General features: G+C 68.4%; 14 protein-coding genes. 4 read left to right on the forward strand and 10 right to left on the reverse strand.

Annotated elements, in window-relative coordinates:
* The first annotated feature begins 418 nt into the window (after positions 1-418).
* Together FBY35_RS10965 and FBY35_RS10970 are read left to right on the forward strand one after the other, a co-directional pair.
* Positions 419-1,267, forward strand: coding sequence for a helix-turn-helix transcriptional regulator (locus tag FBY35_RS10965; protein ID WP_142213611.1), 849 nt, complete (start codon positions 419-421; stop codon positions 1,265-1,267).
* Positions 1,227-1,505 carry a DUF397 domain-containing protein gene (locus tag FBY35_RS10970; protein ID WP_142213612.1) on the forward strand — a complete coding sequence of 93 codons (279 nt, stop codon included), beginning with the start codon at positions 1,227-1,229 and terminating at the stop codon, positions 1,503-1,505. The genes FBY35_RS10965 and FBY35_RS10970 overlap by 41 nt, the downstream gene beginning before the upstream one ends.
* A 152-nt stretch (positions 1,506-1,657) precedes the next feature.
* Here FBY35_RS10970 and FBY35_RS10975 read toward each other — a convergent pair whose 3' ends face one another.
* Both FBY35_RS10975 and FBY35_RS10980 read right to left on the reverse strand, forming a co-directional pair.
* Positions 1,658-2,308: a hypothetical protein gene (locus FBY35_RS10975; RefSeq protein ID WP_142213613.1), complete on the reverse strand. Its 651-nt coding sequence runs from the start codon at positions 2,306-2,308 to the stop codon at positions 1,658-1,660.
* A 212-nt stretch (positions 2,309-2,520) separates the two neighbouring features.
* Positions 2,521-2,862 (reverse strand): hypothetical protein, encoded by a 342-nt coding sequence (locus tag FBY35_RS10980; protein WP_142213614.1) that lies wholly within the window; start codon positions 2,860-2,862, stop codon positions 2,521-2,523.
* A 663-nt stretch (positions 2,863-3,525) separates the two neighbouring features.
* On the opposite strand from FBY35_RS10980, the gene FBY35_RS10985 reads away from it, so the two are divergent.
* The gene (locus FBY35_RS10985; RefSeq protein ID WP_142213615.1) at positions 3,526-7,392 is read left to right on the forward strand and encodes a hypothetical protein; all 3,867 of its coding nucleotides are present in this window, start codon (positions 3,526-3,528) and stop codon (positions 7,390-7,392) included.
* Between the two features lie 84 nt (positions 7,393-7,476).
* On the opposite strand, the gene FBY35_RS10990 is transcribed toward FBY35_RS10985, so the two are convergent.
* The 5 genes from FBY35_RS10990 to FBY35_RS11010 form a co-directional block, all read right to left on the reverse strand.
* Positions 7,477-7,983, reverse strand: a complete 507-nt coding sequence (locus FBY35_RS10990; RefSeq protein WP_142213616.1) for a hypothetical protein — start codon at positions 7,981-7,983, stop codon at positions 7,477-7,479.
* A 93-nt stretch (positions 7,984-8,076) separates the two neighbouring features.
* On the reverse strand, positions 8,077-9,333 hold the full coding sequence (locus FBY35_RS10995) for a hypothetical protein (protein ID WP_142213617.1): 1,257 nt from the start codon (positions 9,331-9,333) through the stop codon (positions 8,077-8,079).
* Positions 9,334-9,349: 16 nt separating this feature from the next.
* A complete protein-coding gene (locus FBY35_RS11000; protein WP_142213618.1) occupies positions 9,350-9,895 on the reverse strand; it encodes a DUF6114 domain-containing protein in 546 nt (181 codons plus the stop codon).
* 96 nt (positions 9,896-9,991) lie between these two features.
* Complete coding sequence (locus FBY35_RS11005) at positions 9,992-10,648, reverse strand: DUF6230 family protein (RefSeq protein ID WP_142213619.1); 657 nt, start codon at positions 10,646-10,648, stop codon at positions 9,992-9,994.
* Between the two features lie 665 nt (positions 10,649-11,313).
* Positions 11,314-12,288 carry a tetratricopeptide repeat protein gene (locus FBY35_RS11010; RefSeq protein WP_142213620.1) on the reverse strand — a complete coding sequence of 325 codons (975 nt, stop codon included), beginning with the start codon at positions 12,286-12,288 and terminating at the stop codon, positions 11,314-11,316.
* 196 nt (positions 12,289-12,484) lie between these two features.
* Here FBY35_RS11010 and FBY35_RS11015 point away from each other — a divergent pair, with 196 nt between their 5' ends.
* Complete coding sequence (locus FBY35_RS11015) at positions 12,485-13,132, forward strand: TetR/AcrR family transcriptional regulator (RefSeq protein WP_399208369.1); 648 nt, start codon at positions 12,485-12,487, stop codon at positions 13,130-13,132.
* 71 nt (positions 13,133-13,203) lie between these two features.
* On the opposite strand, the gene FBY35_RS11020 is transcribed toward FBY35_RS11015, so the two are convergent.
* The 3 genes from FBY35_RS11020 to FBY35_RS11030 form a co-directional block, all read right to left on the reverse strand.
* Complete coding sequence (locus tag FBY35_RS11020; RefSeq protein WP_142213622.1) at positions 13,204-14,904, reverse strand: methylmalonyl-CoA mutase; 1,701 nt, start codon at positions 14,902-14,904, stop codon at positions 13,204-13,206.
* Between the two features lie 100 nt (positions 14,905-15,004).
* Positions 15,005-15,328, reverse strand: a complete 324-nt coding sequence (locus FBY35_RS11025; protein WP_142213623.1) for a DUF3817 domain-containing protein — start codon at positions 15,326-15,328, stop codon at positions 15,005-15,007.
* 51 nt (positions 15,329-15,379) lie between these two features.
* Positions 15,380-15,889 (reverse strand): MarR family winged helix-turn-helix transcriptional regulator, encoded by a 510-nt coding sequence (locus tag FBY35_RS11030; RefSeq protein ID WP_142213624.1) that lies wholly within the window; start codon positions 15,887-15,889, stop codon positions 15,380-15,382.
* Between the last annotated feature and the right edge of the window lie 13 nt (positions 15,890-15,902).

Raw genomic sequence — 15,902 nt, forward strand, 5'->3', positions numbered from 1 at the left:
GCGCAGAGTCCCCGAATAGGAAAGGTTTTTGGAACTGATGTGCGGATGTAGGCACATCTCCTCCATGGCCCACCCGCACCTCCCCCGGCTGTCGCACATCGAGCTCGCCCCGGACAGCCTTTCCCGCCATCGGCGCGCGGCATGACAGGCGAACAGGTGGCCAACTGAGAGACGAGGCCAGCTCGGCGGCGTCGCTCAGGCCGGGCGCCGCCCAGCGGGTCAGGAACGCCTGCAGGATGCGCCGCAGATGCCGCGCGGAGTGTGTACCCACCGTGAAGCCCGCGCTGCAGCAGTGGTCAGTCGGCGCTGACGAGAAGTCAGTTGCGTGATTTATGTCACCAGAGCGGAGTGGCGCGCTTACGCTCGGCTATGACCGGAAACGTACGCCGCGAGGCGTGAGCTTGGGGGTGACCGCCGCGTGGTCAACATCCGCGATCTCGATCCCAGCGCATCGCCGCTGGACTACTACGGCTCCGAACTGCGTCGCCTGAGAGAGGACGCCGGGCTCAAGCAGGGCGAGCTGGGCGTCAGCGTCTTCTGTACGGCGTCACTGGTCGGCCAGATCGAGACGGCGAGGAAGGTGCCGACGCGGGACTTCTCGGAACGGGTGGACGCGGCGCTGGGAACGGGCGGGGTGTTCTCCCGGCTGGTGGGGCTGGTGCTGCGGAGCCAGTTGCCGAGCTGGTTCCAGGCGTACGCGGAGATGGAGGCGAAGGCGGCGTATATCTCCACGTTCCAGGCGCAGTTGGTCTACGGCCTGTTGCAGACGTCTGACTATGCGCGTGCGGTTCTCGGCGTCCGGACCGAGGGGAACCTCGATGCACGGGTCGCGGCGCGGATGGAGCGGCAGCGGATTCTGGAGCGCGAGAACCCGCCACTGAGCTGGGTGGTGCTGAGTGAGGCCGTACTTCACCAGGAGGTCGGCGGCCGGGACGTCATGCGGAACCAACTCACCCACTTGTTGGGCCTGCGTGGGCGCGAGTGGGTACAGGTGCAGATCCTGCCTTTCGAGGCGGGTGCCCATGCGGGGCAGATGGGCTCGTTCAACCTTCTGCGGTTCGAGGACGACCCGGACCTCGTCTATACCGAGGACTTCGTCCGGGGACATATGACGGCCAATCCGCAAGCTCTCAGGGAAGGTTCGCTCCGTTACGATCACTTGCAGGCCGCCGCGCTCTCCGTGGAGGATTCGGCGGCACTCATCGCCCGCGTAATGGAGGAGCGCTATGGGGACCAAGCAGAACCTGACGGGCGCACGGTGGCGTAAGTCGTCGTACAGCGGTGACACTGGCGGCCAGTGCATCGAGTGCGCCCCGCTCGGCACCGCCGCCTGGCGCAAGTCGTCCTACAGCGGGGACACCGGCGGCGACTGCATCGAGGTCGCCGCCCAATCCTGCCGTATCGCCGTCCGCGACTCCAAGAACCCCGACGGCCCCGCCTTCACCGTCACCCCCGCCGCGTTCACGGCCTTCGTCACGGCCTCCGCCGAGGGCGGTCTCGTCTGATCGTTTCCCGCACAATGAGTCCCGCATGCCGTCTGTCTTCTCGGCCAGGTCGAAGCGCGCGTCGGTGAGCGCTACGGACAGCGGATGACGAAGACCCGAGGGCGGTACCCGTGGAAGACCGGGATACCGCCCTCGGTGGTAGTGCTCAGCAGTCAGTCCGCATGAGGCATGACCTGGAGAGTGCCTTCATCGACAACGAACTCGTTGTACCCGAATCTCTCGCCCAGCTCGCGGTACCGGAGGTGCTGAACCTCGGTGATGTAAATCACGTACGCCTTGAGGACCCGCAGGAAGAGCCGGAACCCGAGGTCGGGGTCGACCTCGGTGACCAGCCGTTCCAGCGCAGGAACCACTTCCGGCACACTTCGGTAGGGGTGACCGGCGGTGGCGCGCTCCAGCCCCGGTGCGAGGGTTCGCACCTCGGCGAGGACCGCATCCCTCAGTTCCGGATCGCAGACGGGCGCGGGAGGGAGGACATCGAATCGCGATTCGTCCCGGCGGATGCGTTCCTCACAGACGTCCACGATCTGGCCGAGCCAGTCGCGTCCGTCCACCCATCGCTCGTCCGGGGCGAACCGCATGCCCACGGCCGCACACCACAGGATGTCGATCTCCCTGGTGAGAAGCGGCGACTGCAGCAGTGTGACGGCGTCGTCCAGGAGGGTGGGTGCGTAGGCACTTTCCTCCCAGTCGGCGGCCATCACGACGATCTCCAGCGGGGTGTACTCGCCGGCCCAGGGGCTGCCGAACCACTTGGTGAGGCCACTGAAGCCGAAATCGATCCAAATGTCCTTGCGATCCATTACCAGGTCACTCTCACTCCGGGTGCGACGTGTAGACCATGTACCCGGGCTTGTGCTTGGACCTTTGAGAGTGATCGAGACCCAGTTCCCGGCCGGACGGGCGTGCGCGACGCCGGTGGTTGGGTAGAGGGTCCCCAGCGAGCCCGGGGTGTCCCGTTGGATTCTGAACGACTTGAGGTGCAGAGGGCTCTCCGAGTCCTTGGGTGTGTTCTTCATCCACGTTTCCAGCTCGGACCGGTGGCTGGCGTACCACTTTGCGAAGCCCGCGTCCACGGAGGCCTGGGCCGTTGCGAGGTCCGCCCAGACACCGGTCGCTCCCGGGTGCTTGGGGTTCTTCGCCAGGTCGTCGATCGCTTCTGAACGGCGTCCTGCGGCCTGATGGTCACATGGTCCCTGATCGTGTGAGCGCCCCGGTCTCCCTCGTGCAGCGTGAGGTTCAAGCAGTTGTGGACCATCACGTCGTCGCGCCGCTGACCCGAGGTGCGCACGAAGAACGTGTGCAGGTCGTCGACCGTGAGGTCGTAGACGATGCGCGGACAGGCCCGAACGGTCACGGAGGGCGGTCACCGCCCGGACGGAGCCGTCCGGGGTGCGCAGTCGGTCACCGACGCGCAGCTGCGTCCAGAGCCCATGACGCGAGGCAGTTGCAGGAGTCCTCTCGACCCGGCGTGCGCAAATCCCGTGGTCACGACGGGGGTTACCTGTGTCACTACTGTGAAGGCGGAGTGGAGGCGACGATGCTTCTCGGCCTGGAAGTTGACTGATAAGCAACCCTTGCGCGACGGAGGGATGTCACGAAGACCGCGCCCAGGTCGCTGAGACAGCCGCTGCGACGTGACGGCTCCGGACGTTTCCTCAGCCACGGGCACGCGCGTCTCACGTCCTCAGGTGGACCACGGCCGAGGCCTCCCCCGCCCTTTTCGGTGCCCGGCCCCTATGGAATGATCAACACGCCTTCGGGGGGAAGGTGGGGGGAGGGTGTGCCCAAAGAGTGTGCATCCTGGGGTTTTCGCTCTGACCAGAGCACTTTTGATCACCCGTCAGACCACACGGGTTCCCTGTTCTGCGCTTCCTTCCTGGGCCGACCTTTTGCCGAGAAGACAGGCTGAGAAGTGCGAAGAAGAATTCTGCCGAGAAACAGGCGCGCCAGACGCGCCTGGGCACGGGGGATCGCCGGCACCGCCCTTGCCACCGCGTCCTCGATCCTGGTGGGTCTGGTGTCCGCGGTACCCGCCCAGGCGGACGAGCCCGGGGACAACCCGACCAACCCGTACGAGCGGACGATACGGATCAGTCTGGGCGCGCAGGCCCGCAAGGACCGTTGCCAGGTGTCGCGCGGCGTGCACTACGGCGGTCCGGAGCTGAAGACAGTCGCGAACAACGCGCTGTCGGGCACGGACGCGGATGTCCACGCCGCCATCAAAGACTGGAACCTCGGGCCGCTCGGGCAGGCCCTGGGCCGGGACAAAGAGGCGGGCACCACCTACGGCGAGGCATTCAGGGCCCGCCAGGCCAAGCTGAACGAGACCAACAAGCCCTACGCCCACGAGAACTCCGTCGGCGGACGGGACTACCACGCGCCGGAGTTCGGTGGGGACATCCTCGCCTTCACCTTCGGCAAGCAGCGCGACCTCTACTACAAGACGTTCGAGGAGGCCAAGCCGCTGCCCGGCAAGGCTTCCCTGGACAAGGCCAAGGAGGTCTTCGAGGCTTTCGACACCACCGGCGACGACTTCGGCAAGGCCTACAAGCCTTTCGCGGGCGACGAGTTGTTCGGCGTGGGCGGCAAGGGCACCCCGGGCTCGGCGAACGACATCGCCACGTTCCTGCGGTTCGGCGGATTCCTGAAGAAGGCCCCGGAGCCGGACTCGCCGGAGTACCGCTCCGAGGTCGAGCAGCTGAAGATCGCGTGGGCGGCCTGTGACAGCGACAACCCGATCGACCACTATCGCGCGCTGACCGGTGTGGTGCTCGAAGCCCACACCGAGTGGGAGGCGGAGTACGCGGCCCAGGCCAAGCAGCGGACCGAGATCGTCACGGCGGAGATGGAGGCCTCCAAGCAGGCCCGCGCCGCGACCGAGGCGATGGTCGAGGCGATCCGTCAGGCCTGGCAGGCCGACCAGATTCTGTACTGGCAGAAGTACTGGGCTGCCCAGCCCGGCAGCATCCTCAAGCCGAAGCCGGCCGTGTTCACGAAGGCGGCGGCCGACCTGACCGCGGCCCGCAAGGCCGCGGCCGCGCAGGTCCCGATCGCCGACAAGGCTGTGGCCGCGGCGAAGACGGCGGCCGACAAGGCCACCGCGTCGCAGAGCGCGGCCTGGACCATCGCGGACGCGGCCAAGACCCCTCGTGGCCGCGGACTGACGTACGGCCAGCAGGCGGTGCAGGTCACCAAGGCGTCGTACGCAGCCACGCAGGCGGCCGCGAAGACCGCGCTGACCGCGTCCAACGCGGCCAAGGCGACGGCGGCCGACAGCGAGGCGCTGCTTGCCCTGGCCAAAACCCAGTCGCACGCGCTGAACACCGCGTTCCGTAAGGCCGCCGCGCAGGAGGCTGCGGCGCAGGCCAAGTCGGCGGCTGCCGCGGCGGACGCGCAGGCGAAGGAAGCCGCGGCCAACGCGACGAAGGCGAAGAAAGCGCAGGCCACGGCGGAGGCTGCGGAGAAGACCGCACAGACCGGCGCGGCCGAGGCGAAGAAGCAGCGCGGGATCGCCGAGGCGGAGAAGGCGAACGCGGCGCGGGAACATGCGGCGGCCACGCGTGAGCGCGAGAAGGCCGCGGCAGCCGAGCAACGGGCGGGCACGGAGCGCGACGCTGCGGGACGGGCTCGTACGGCGGCGGAATCGGCGGGCGCGACGGCGGCGAGCAAGCGCGAGGAGGCCGAAGAGGCGGAAGCGGAGGCCTACTTGGCCCGCGATGCCGCCGTGGATGCCGAGCGGGAGAAGAAGGCGACGGCTTCGCGCGCCGCCGCCCTGGAAGCGGCAGCTGCCAAAGCGAATGGCACATCCGCGGCCGGGGAGGCCCGCGAGGCGGCAACCGAAGCCCGGAGCGCGGCGAATGACGCTGCCGACGCGGCCACCCGCGCACGCTCCGCCGCCAACGAGGCATCCACCGCGGCCGTGAACGCGCGTGCGGCTGCCACCCGGGCCGAGGGGGCGGCGTCACGCTCGCGAGCCGCCGCCGACAGTGCCTGGTCGGCATACATGACCACGCACGCGGCTGCCGCGACCGCACACGCTGCAGCAGCCGAGGCGATCGACGCGGCTGCGGCTGCCAGGGTGAATGCCAAGAACGCCGAGGCCGAGGCCAAGAAGGCCCAGGCGGCGGCGGTCAATGCGCGCCAGGAAGCAACAGCGGCCAAGGCCGAGGCGGCCCAGACGGCCGCCTGGGCCGCCAAGACGGCCGGTTTCGCGTTCGCGGCGGGTCAGGCCGCCACCGCTGCGCGTGATGCTGCGACAGCTGTGACCAAGGCCTCGAACGAGGCCATCTCGCTCGGTGCCCCCTACCAGGAGACCGATTCCTCCGCCGCCTTCGCGGTCCTCGTCGGGCAGACGTCCAAGACGATGGCCGAGCAGCAGGCTGCCGCCGCAAAGGCCAAGTCGGACGAGGCCGCGAAGGCCGCGGCCGATGCCAAGGCGCTGGCCGACAAGGCCGCCGGAGACGCCAAGATCGCGGCACAGGCGGCTGCGGCCGCGGCAGCGGACGCGACCAAGGCACTGGCCTCCGTCGCGGCAGCACGAGCCTCGGCCGCGGAGGCGGAGAAGGCTGCCGCCGCCGCGAAGAAGGCCGACCTCAACGCTCAGAAGTACGACCAGCAGGCCGGTACGGACGCGGTTTACGCCGGATACGCGGCGACGGACGCCGAGTCGGAGGCCGCAGCGGCGGACCGTGAGGCCACCGACGCCGAACGGGACGCCGCGAGCGCCCGTTCCTCGGCCAGTGCCGCGGAGAAGGACGCTGCGAGCGCCGATGCCACCGCCACCAAGGCGGAGACGGATGCCACGGCGGCCGAGACCGCGGCGAAGAACGCGGACGGGGCGGCCAAGGAGGCGGACTCGGCGGCCGACCGGGCGGAAGCCGACGAGCGCAAGCGGCTCGAGGAGGCTCGCAAGGCTGCGATGGAGTCCGGCGACACAGGTGCCGGAGGTGCCACCGAGCCCGGGCTGAGCGCCGAGGACGAAGCAATCCTTCGGGCGCAGTGCGGCCAGCAGTGTGTCGACCAGTTCCGCGAGGCACTGGCAGCCGCCAACAAGACCGTCATCGAGTGGATAACGGAGAACGGCGGCGAGATCCTTCTCGAACTCCTTGGCGTCAACAACGTCAAGCGCTGCTTCGCGGAAGGCGACATCGAGAGCTGCCTCTGGTCGCTCGTCGACGTCGGCAGCCTGGTTCTGATGGTCGGCAAACTCCCTGCCGTCAGCAAGGCCATCGTGGCCGTGGTCAGCGGTGTCGCCAAGTTCTTCGAGAGGGCCCGCTGGGGCAAGAAGATCCTGAAGGCGCTCAGGGAAATCGTCGAGAAGTACCGCAAGAGCGATCTCGGCGAGTGCGTCCTTGATGCCGCCGATCTGTTCTCGGATGTCGTGCAGAGCCCCGGTGCCAGGAGCGCCAAGGCCGCTCCCTCGGTCAAGGGCGCCGCAAGCGCCAAGGCGGCTGGGAAGAAGAAGCGCTTCTGCGGCGTCAAGCACGCCTCACCGGTCGACGACGACTGGTGCAGCAAGAAGGGAGCGCACATCAACCTGCTCAACGGCGCCGAGGTGGGTATCCAAACCACGCACCTCAAGGGCGGGATCATGGGCACCGCGATCCGGTCCGCCAACGGCCAGTTCCCGACCGAAGCGGAGATCAAGGCCACCATCCAGGCCATCATCGACGACGACGCTCTTCGCGAGGACCTGATCTCGAAGACAACCGACGCGATGCACATCTTCAATCAGGACGAACAGAACAGGAAGTACAACGAAAGCCTGGAGCCGGGCAAGAAGCGCAAGGCCCTGAAGTTCGGCTGCAAGACGAACTTCGCGCCGAAGCTCGCTCGCCTCGTCCGGGCTCTCAAGGCCATCAGCGAGCAGAAGGCTGCCGGCTAGATCTGAAGCGGAAAGCCGGTGCAGGAGCCGGCAGAGCGGGCCGGGCCGCTGTGGCGGCCCGGCCCGCTCCCACATGCCATGTCCTCAGGGACACATGTGGGCGTCGTCGCGGGAGATCGCGCTGTGCAGCGTGGCGCCACTCCTGCCGACCGCAAAGGATCCCGCTTCGCAGTGGAAGGTGAAGCGGACCAGCACCGGCTCCCGGTCCACGACGACGGTGAACTGGGTCGCACTGTCCAGCTCCGGATCCAACTCCCAGCCCACGCCCGCCAGGTCGAACGCGTCGCGCAACTGCGCGAACGTGGTGGTCGGCGAGACGCTTTCCGTCACACCGGCGGACGTCGTGGGGATCTCGACCGATTCCGTCCAGGTGCTGAGGGCGACACGGTGGATCAGGCGGCAGCGGCAGACCTCCAGCCGTATGTCGCCGTAGCGGAACGTTCGCGGCCAGGACGGCCTGGCCTGAGGAAAGTAGTCCGCCTCGGCCGCGGGCCCGAGTACGTCGGACACCCCGTCCAGTGAAGCTCCCGGCTTGAGGACGCCCACTCCGCCCGTCTGTGCCATGTCCGTCAGCACATCCATGATGCTCATGCCTGTGATCATCTCAAAGGACGGAAAACGGCTGTGGGCCGAACCCCGGCAAGGGGTGCGGCCCACAGCCTTTGTGCGGCTCCCGGAATGGTCCTAGTTGCTGCCACCGGTGAAGTAGTTGTGCAGGCCCGGCACTGTCAGCGTCCCGCCGAACTGGCCCGCCTGCGTCACCTTCACGTTGGTGAAGAAGGCGAAGGGAACATTCAGCGGCGGAGGCGTCTCGGGGCTGAACGTGATCGGGATGAGGCCGAAGAGGTTGCCCTTCAGCTCCTCCGTGTACATCGTCACGGTGCCGTTGGTGATCGTCGACGTGGAGCCCTTGTCCGCCTCGACGTGCGCCGTCGTGCCGTTCGGGCCGACCACCAGCTGGTGGAGGTCCTTGATGTCGACGCCCGAAGCCGTGAACTTCAGCACCTTCTTGACCTTGCCGCTGCCCGTCTTCACCTCGACGATGCCCTTGTAGTCCAGGCCCTTCAGGGTGAGCAGCGAGCTCTCGAGGATCCACGGGTCGTCCGGGAGCAGCGGGATACCCGGCTCCAGGTCCGCGGCGGCCAGTGCCTTCGGGTCGGCGGTCGGGCACGGGAAGCGCGGCTTGGCGCCGTCCGGGATGTCCTCGTCCTTCTTGGGGTCGAGGCCCTTGACCGCGTCGTCCAGCTCCTCGGTCGTCGCTCCGGCCTTGTCCGCCGCGTCCTTGATGGTGTCCTTGGCCGTGTCCACCGTCTCGTTGACCTTCTCAACGGGGCTCGTGGACGGCTTCTCGGACGGCTCGGTGGTCGGCTTCGTCGACGACGTCGGCTCGTCGGCGGGCGCGGTGGTCGCCGGCGCGCTCGGCGTTGCGGTGGCCGTGGGCTCGTCGGGGCCGTCGAGCAGGTCCTTGAGCGCGTCGCCGACACCCAGCGGGTCCAGCGGGTTCGTCGTCTTGGTCTCGCTCGGCGTCGGGGTGGGAGCCGGAGCCGTCGCGCCCGTCTTCGCGTCCGGGGACTCGGACGCGGTGGGGGTCTCGCTCGGCGTCGGCTCGTCGGCGGGCTCGTGGCCCGTCGACTCACTGGCACTCGGGTCGGGCTTCTCCGACGGCGACTCGGACGGCTTCGCCGAGTCCGACGCCTTGGGCGACTCGGACTCCGCCGGCTCGTCCGAGCGGGTCACACACGGACCCGGAGCGAAGGGGATGTCCTTGTCCTCGGCGAGTGCCAGCTTGGGGGTGAGGCCCATTCCGAGGAAAACGGCGGTGGGCATCGCTGCCAGGGCTATCGCCTTGCCGGCCGGCATCTGGAGCTTGGTCAGCAGGGGCTTACGGGGGGCCGCGTGCCGCGGCCCCTTTCTGGCCTGCGACCCATCGCCTCCCGCCATGCTCAGCGGTGTGACATCACCCGGCACTGTTCCTCCCGCCGTTGACTTCGTTGTTGGTCTCGTACGCGGCCACACCGTCGTCGAACCACTGCTCCGCTTCGGGTGCCTCAGCGGGCGCGGGCGACGGGTCCTCGGCCGGGGCCGACTCTGCGACGGGCTTCCCCGGGACCCAGGAGAGCGAGAGCGCACCGCCGATGAGGGAGAGCAGGAAGCCGATGACGAAGCCACCCATGTTGGCGATCGGGATGGAGACCAGCGCCAGCAGAATCGTTGCGACACCTGCGAAGACCCGGACGATGTGGTGGAACCACATCGTGAGGCCCAGCGTGATCAGCAGTACGCCGATGATCAGTGCGCCGGAACCCGCGGTGGTCTGCATCGCGAGCGTCATGTGACCGAGCTTGAAGGTCGCGTACGGGATGTAGGCGATGGGGATGCCGCCGAGCAGGGTGAACAGACCCGCCCAGAAAGGCCGCTGACCCCGCCAGGTGCGGAAACCCCGTCGAATGGCGCGGAATTTGTGCTCGTCCCGCCCCGGTGACACTGCAGACTCGGCGCTCATGGAAAACAGCTCCCTGGAACTGGCTTTGCTGTGTAAAGAGTTGGGCGGGCGGGCGAAGCTGTGAACGCTTCCCCGCCCGCCCGGACGGGATGACCGTCAGTAGCACTCGACCTTGGGGCCGTCGCCCTTGTGCAGGCGCATGCTCAGACCGCTCAGCTCGAAGGTGCCGGCAGTGGTCGCCCACGCCTTCTGCTTGACGCCGGTCAGCGTGGCCACGTCGGCCTGCTGAGCGAAGCCGTTGGGCAGGATGGAAGTGTCCTTGACGGCCGGGCCCTTGCCGACGCCCGGCTTGTCCGTGTCCTTGGCCGCGACGCCGATGTCGATGTTCTCGAACTTGGCGTTACCGTCCAGCTCGGACACGTCCAGGTAGAGCTTGTCCGCCTGGACATCCGTACCCTTGTCGCCCGCCGTCAGCTTCAGCGTGATCTTGCCGACGAACGGCACGTCGGTGACGACCGACTGGCACATGTTGGTGATCGAGGCGTTCTTGAAGGTCGAGATCGCGACAGGGTGGGCGGTCTTCCCGTCACCCTTCAGGTCCGCGTACCCCATGTCGACGCCGCCGTACTGGGCGAACCCATGACCGACGAGCGTACCGGCGGTGACCTTGAACTCCTGGCCGGACACAGCGAACGACGCGGCGAGCGCGCCCTGTGCCAAGCTGACGCCTATCGCGGCCGTTGCGGCCACGCTGGGCACCATGACGAGGGCGAACCGCTTCCATCTGGTTCCGCCCCGAGTCATTGACTCCATGACTTTCCTCCTTCTCGGACGTACATCTCCGGTCCGGACCTCAGGCCCGTTTGGGAGTGGGAGAAGTGCTACGTCCTCGGGAAGGAGAGCGCCTGTACTTTCAGGCGCTAGCTGCGTCCGAAACACCGGCGATCACCCCCGAGCGACAACCACTGGTCGCGCCTGACGCATCACGCACAACCTGCTGGACAGGCCCTGCTGTTCGGCAGGAACCCCCCTGTCCACGACCGGCGCCACTGCCGCCGGCCCACCCGGTGGGGACCCAACATTCCGCGGCGCGGCCGGCGGCCGGGCTGGTGAAGTATTGGACCGAGCGTGGCCGATCGTGGTCCATTCCAGGCCGCGGCACAAGAGGGTTCGTTACTCACTAGTAACGGCCTGATAACCACGCAACGACCGGCTGATGTCGTCCGGCCACACAGGGTGCAGCGAGGGGGTGAACCGGAGGGGGAGATTGCCGCCAATAAGCGGACAGAACCATGGGGTTGATTTACTGCGAGTAACAGCTCGTGCGATTACCAAGTTTTGGTAAAGCGCGGCCGTGTTTTGTCACTGTGTCGCCAAAACGGCGACGGCGCCTCGTCGGCGCCGTCGCCGCAAAAAACGTCAGACCTGGCGGAACTGGATGTTCAGCGCAGGACTTTCAAACATGGCCGAGACATCTCTCAGAACAGCACCCGCGCGAGCGCCGACCGCGCCGCCGTCACCCGCGGATCATCCGGGCCCACGACCTCGAACAGCTCGAGGAGCCGGATCCGCGCAGCGTCCCGGTCCTCGCCCGCTGTGCGGCGCACCGTCTCGACCAGCCGGCCGAACGCGTCCTCGACATGGCCGCCGACCAGGTCCAGGTCGGCCGCGGCGATCTGCGCGGTCGCGTCGGCCGGGTTCTCGGCCGCTTCCTGGCGGACCTTCTGCTGGTCCATGTCCTGCACGCGCCGGAGCAGTTCGGCCTGGGCGAGGCCCAGCTTGGCCTCGGTGTTGCCGGGGTCGTCGGACAGCACGTTCTTGTACGCCTGGCGGGCGCCGCCGAAGTCGCCCGCGTCCAGCGCCTGGACGGCCGCTTCCAGCAGGGCGTCGTACGGGCCCTGCGGCGCCGCGGCGGGGGCCGCCGCCTCGTCCGGGAAGGCATCGGGGTCGACCGCGATGCCCGTCAGGCCGAAGCGCTCCTCGGCGACCTGGATCAGCTGGTCCAGCGTCTGACGGATCTGCGTCTCGGGGGCCGCGCCCTGGAAGAGCGGCAGCGCCTGGCCGGCCACCACCGCGAAGACCGCGGGGATGCCCTGAATCCCGAACTGCTGCATCAGCATCTGGTTGGCGTCGACGTCGATCTTGGCGAGGACGAAACGGCCGCTGTACTCCTGCGCCAGCCGCTCCAGCAGCGGGCTGAGCTGCTTGCACGGCTCGCACCACTCGGCCCAGAAGTCGATGACGACCGGCACTTCGGTGGAGCGCTCGAGGACGTCGCGCTCGAAGCCCGCCTCATCGACATCGATCACCAGGCTGGAGGGGGACACGGCACCGCCGCCGCCCTGGCGGGCGGACTCGGCACGGGCCTGCTCCGCCTTCGCCTTGGCCTCACCGGCCGCCTTCACCGCGGCGAGGTCGACGACGCCGCTCATGGACATGTTCCTAGGCTGCATGAGTACATCCTCCCCCCTCCGCGCGCGCATGTGAAAAACGTTCCTCAAGATCGGCGCGGGTCCCCACCCGCGCCCGTGGTTGTCGCTCCAGCCGGGTCAAGGCTTTCGCTACGAGTCGTAGCGTAACTGCATCAGCCGTCCGGCGTGTGAGAAACCTCCGGTGAACTGCCTCACAGCGGATTGGCTACCCGCCGGTATGGTCACCGTCATGTGCAGCCACACCCGCCCCAGAACCGCACGAACGGGTCGTACAGGACGCCCCCGTAGCGCGGAAGCCGACGCCGCGATCCTCGACGCGACCCGCGCGGCGCTGGTCGACATGGGCTGGTCGAAGCTGACGATGGGCGATGTGGCCACCCGCGCGGGCGTCGCCAAGACCACGCTCTATCGCCGCTGGACCAGCAAGAACGAACTCGTCGTCGACGCCGTGGCGGAACTCTTCGACGAGCTCGAACTCCCCGATCTCGGCAGCCTGATGGCCGACGTGGAGGCCGTGGTGCTGCAGTTCGCCGCGCTGCTCGCGCGGCCCGAGGCCAAGACCGCGCTGATGGCGGTGGTCGCGGAGTCGACGCGGGACGAGGCGCTGCGCGGCCGTATCCGCTCGGCGATCGTCGACCGCCAGAAGCGGCTGGTCCTGGAGGGCAGGGCGCGCGCCCAGGCCCGTGGCGAGCTGCCGTACGAGGAGGACCCGGCGGCGGCGGCCCGCAGCGCGGACCTGATCTTCGATGTGATCGCGGGCGCGGTGGTGCACCGGGCGCTGGTCAGCGCGGAGCCGGTGGACGAGGAGTGGGCCCGCAGCTTCACGCTGCTGCTGGTGTCGGGGCTGGCCTCGCTCCAGAGCTGAAGCCTCCGGAGCCGAAGCCTCCGGAGCCGAAGCGCGGGGGCGGGACGTGCCGCCCCCCGCCTTCTTTGCGGTCAGAAGCCGGGCGGTTCGGTGTACGTGCCCCACTCGTCCCGCAGCGCGTCGCAGATCTCGCCCAGCGTGGCCTCGGCGCGCACCGCCTCCAGCATCGGCGCGATCATGTTCGAGCCGTCCCGGGCGGCGGTCAGCATCGACTCCAGTGCCGACTGCACGCGCGCGTCGTCGCGGCCGGCCTTGCGGCCCGCCAGGACCCGTACCTGCTCGCGCTCGACCTCGTGGCTGACCCGCAGGATCTCCAGGTCGCCGGTGACCGAGCCGTGGTGGACATTGACGCCCACGACCCGCTTGTCGCCCTTCTCCAGGGCCTGCTGGTAGCGGAAGGCCGACTCGGCGATCTCGCCGGTGAACCAGCCGTCCTCGATGCCGCGCAGGATGCCGGAGGTGATGGGGCCGATGGGGTGCGAGCCGTCCGGGTGTGCCCGGCGGCCGCGCTCCTTGATCTGGTCGAAGATCTTCTCGGCGTCCGCCTCGATGCGGTCGGTGAGCTGCTCGACGTACCAGGAACCGCCCAGCGGGTCGGCGACATTGGCGACGCCGGTCTCCTCCATCAGCACCTGCTGCGTGCGCAGGGCGATCTCCGCGGCCTGCTCGCTGGGCAGGGCCAGGGTCTCGTCCAGGGCGTTGGTGTGCAGGGAGTTGGTGCCGCCGAGGACCGCGGACAGGGCCTCGACCGCGGTTCGGACGACGTTGTTGTACGGCTGTTGGGCGGTCAGCGAGACGCCGGCGGTCTGGGTGTGGAAGCGCAGCCACTGTGCCTTGTCGGTCTTGGCGCCGTACACCTCCTTCATCCAGCGGGCCCAGATCCTGCGCGCCGCGCGGAACTTGGCGATCTCCTCGAAGAAGTCGAGGTGCGCGTCGAAGAAGAAGGAGAGCCCGGGCGCGAAGGTGTCGACGTCCAGGCCGCGGCTCAGGCCCAGTTCGACATAACCGAAGCCGTCGGCGAGCGTGTACGCGAGCTCCTGCGCGGCCGTCGCGCCCGCCTCGCGGATGTGGTAGCCGGAGACCGAGAGCGGCTTGTACGCGGGGATGCCCTGCGCGCAGTGCTCCATCAGGTCGCCGATGAGGCGCAGATGCGGCTCGGGCTGGAAGAGCCACTCCTTCTGCGCGATGTACTCCTTGAAGATGTCCGTCTGGAGCGTGCCGTTGAGGAGGGCCGGGTCGATGCCCTGCCGCTCCGCGGCGACCAGGTACATGCAGAAGACGGGGACGGCCGGTCCGGAGATCGTCATCGAGGTGGTGACGTCGCCGAGCGGGATGTCCTTGAACAGGACCTCCATGTCGGCGGCGGAGTCGATGGCCACGCCGCAGTGGCCGACCTCGCCGAGCGAGCGCGGATCGTCGGAGTCGCGGCCCATCAGGGTCGGCATGTCGAAGGCGACGGAGAGCCCGCCGCCGCCGTTGGCCAGGATCATCTTGTAGCGCTCGTTCGTCTGCTCGGCATTGCCGAAGCCGGCGAACTGGCGGATGGTCCAGGTGCGGCCCCGGTAGCCGGTCGGGTAGAGGCCGCGGGTGAAGGGGTACTCCCCCGGCCAGCCGATCCGCTCGAAGCCGTCGTAGGTGTCCCCGGGCCGTGGCCCGTAGACCGGCTCGACCGGGTCGCCGGAGAGCGTGGTGAAGTCGGCGTCCCGCGTGCGGGCCTTGTCGTAACGGGCCTGCCAGCGTCGGCGGCCTTCCTCGATGGCGTCAGCGTCCATGCTTCCAATTTACTAGGACGTCCTAGTAAATGTCGATGGCCACGCTGCGGAGCAGCAGATGTCACCGCGCCACGAGCCTCGCTCGGGGCGGTCCGGGGCCTTACGCCTCCGCGGTCGCGGGAACGTCCGCGAGCAGCGGACGGATCTCGCGGGTGATCTTCGGCTCGACAAAGAAGGAGGCCACAGGGATGCATCCCGCGGCCAGCACCCACGCCAGCTTGCCGAGCGGCCACTTCGCCCTGGAGCCGAGATCGAAGGCGAAGACGACGTAGATGATGAACAGCACACCGTGGATCTGGGAGATCAGCATGGTGTCGCCGACATGGAACCCGTACTTCAGGATGATCGCCGCGGTGAAGACCAGCAGCCAGACGGCGGTGACGTACGCCATCACCCGGTAACGGGAGAGCACATTCGACTTCATGGCACGAGCGTAACCGGACGCAAAGGGCGATCTTCGGGCGGGTCGTGCGGGCTACGTCTCGTCGAAGTCGCTCGCGGCGACCCGCAGCGGGCGCAGCATCGCGAAGATCTCCCCGCACTCCTCGGAGTCGTACACACCGAGCCCGAAGTCCATCCCCATCAGATCGCGGGTGGCCGCCTCGACGACCTCCCGGCCCTTGTCGGTGATGGACGCCAGGGTGCCGCGGCCGTCGTTCGGGTTCGGCCGCTTGGCGACCAGGCCGGACCTGACCAGGCGGTCCACGGTGTTCGTGACCGAGGTGGGGTGGACCATCAGGCGCTCGCCGATCTTGGACATCGGCAGCTCACCGGCCTTGGAGAAGGTGAGCAGCACCAGAGCCTCGTAGCGCGCGAAGGTCAGTCCGTACGGCTTGACGACCGCGTCGACCTCGGCGAGCAGGATCTGGTGCGCGCGCATGATCGAGGTGATCGCTGCCATCGAGGGCACCGGGCCCCATCGCTGCCGCCAGAGCTCGTCGGCTCGGGCGATGGGGTCGAAGGGAAGGCTGAGCGGTTTGGGCACGGCACCGACCCTA

Origin of the sequence: Streptomyces sp. SLBN-118, assembly GCF_006715635.1 — a bacterium.
Classification (GTDB): domain Bacteria; phylum Actinomycetota; class Actinomycetes; order Streptomycetales; family Streptomycetaceae; genus Streptomyces.

Excerpts from the sequence above, each read along its gene's own strand:
- FBY35_RS10970 (WP_142213612.1), top strand. The coding sequence starts at position 1,227 with ATGGGGACCAAGCAGAACCTGACGGGCGCACGGTGGCGTAAGTCGTCG.
- FBY35_RS10975 (WP_142213613.1), bottom strand. The coding sequence starts at position 2,308 with ATGGATCGCAAGGACATTTGGATCGATTTCGGCTTCAGTGGCCTCACC.
- FBY35_RS10990 (WP_142213616.1), bottom strand. The coding sequence starts at position 7,983 with ATGAGCATCATGGATGTGCTGACGGACATGGCACAGACGGGCGGAGTG.
- FBY35_RS10995 (WP_142213617.1), bottom strand. The coding sequence starts at position 9,333 with ATGGCGGGAGGCGATGGGTCGCAGGCCAGAAAGGGGCCGCGGCACGCG.
- FBY35_RS11000 (WP_142213618.1), bottom strand. The coding sequence starts at position 9,895 with ATGAGCGCCGAGTCTGCAGTGTCACCGGGGCGGGACGAGCACAAATTC.
- FBY35_RS11005 (WP_142213619.1), bottom strand. The coding sequence starts at position 10,648 with ATGGAGTCAATGACTCGGGGCGGAACCAGATGGAAGCGGTTCGCCCTC.
- FBY35_RS11010 (WP_142213620.1), bottom strand. The coding sequence starts at position 12,288 with ATGCAGCCTAGGAACATGTCCATGAGCGGCGTCGTCGACCTCGCCGCG.
- FBY35_RS11015 (WP_399208369.1), top strand. The coding sequence starts at position 12,485 with ATGGTCACCGTCATGTGCAGCCACACCCGCCCCAGAACCGCACGAACG.
- FBY35_RS11020 (WP_142213622.1), bottom strand. The coding sequence starts at position 14,904 with ATGGACGCTGACGCCATCGAGGAAGGCCGCCGACGCTGGCAGGCCCGT.
- FBY35_RS11025 (WP_142213623.1), bottom strand. The coding sequence starts at position 15,328 with ATGAAGTCGAATGTGCTCTCCCGTTACCGGGTGATGGCGTACGTCACC.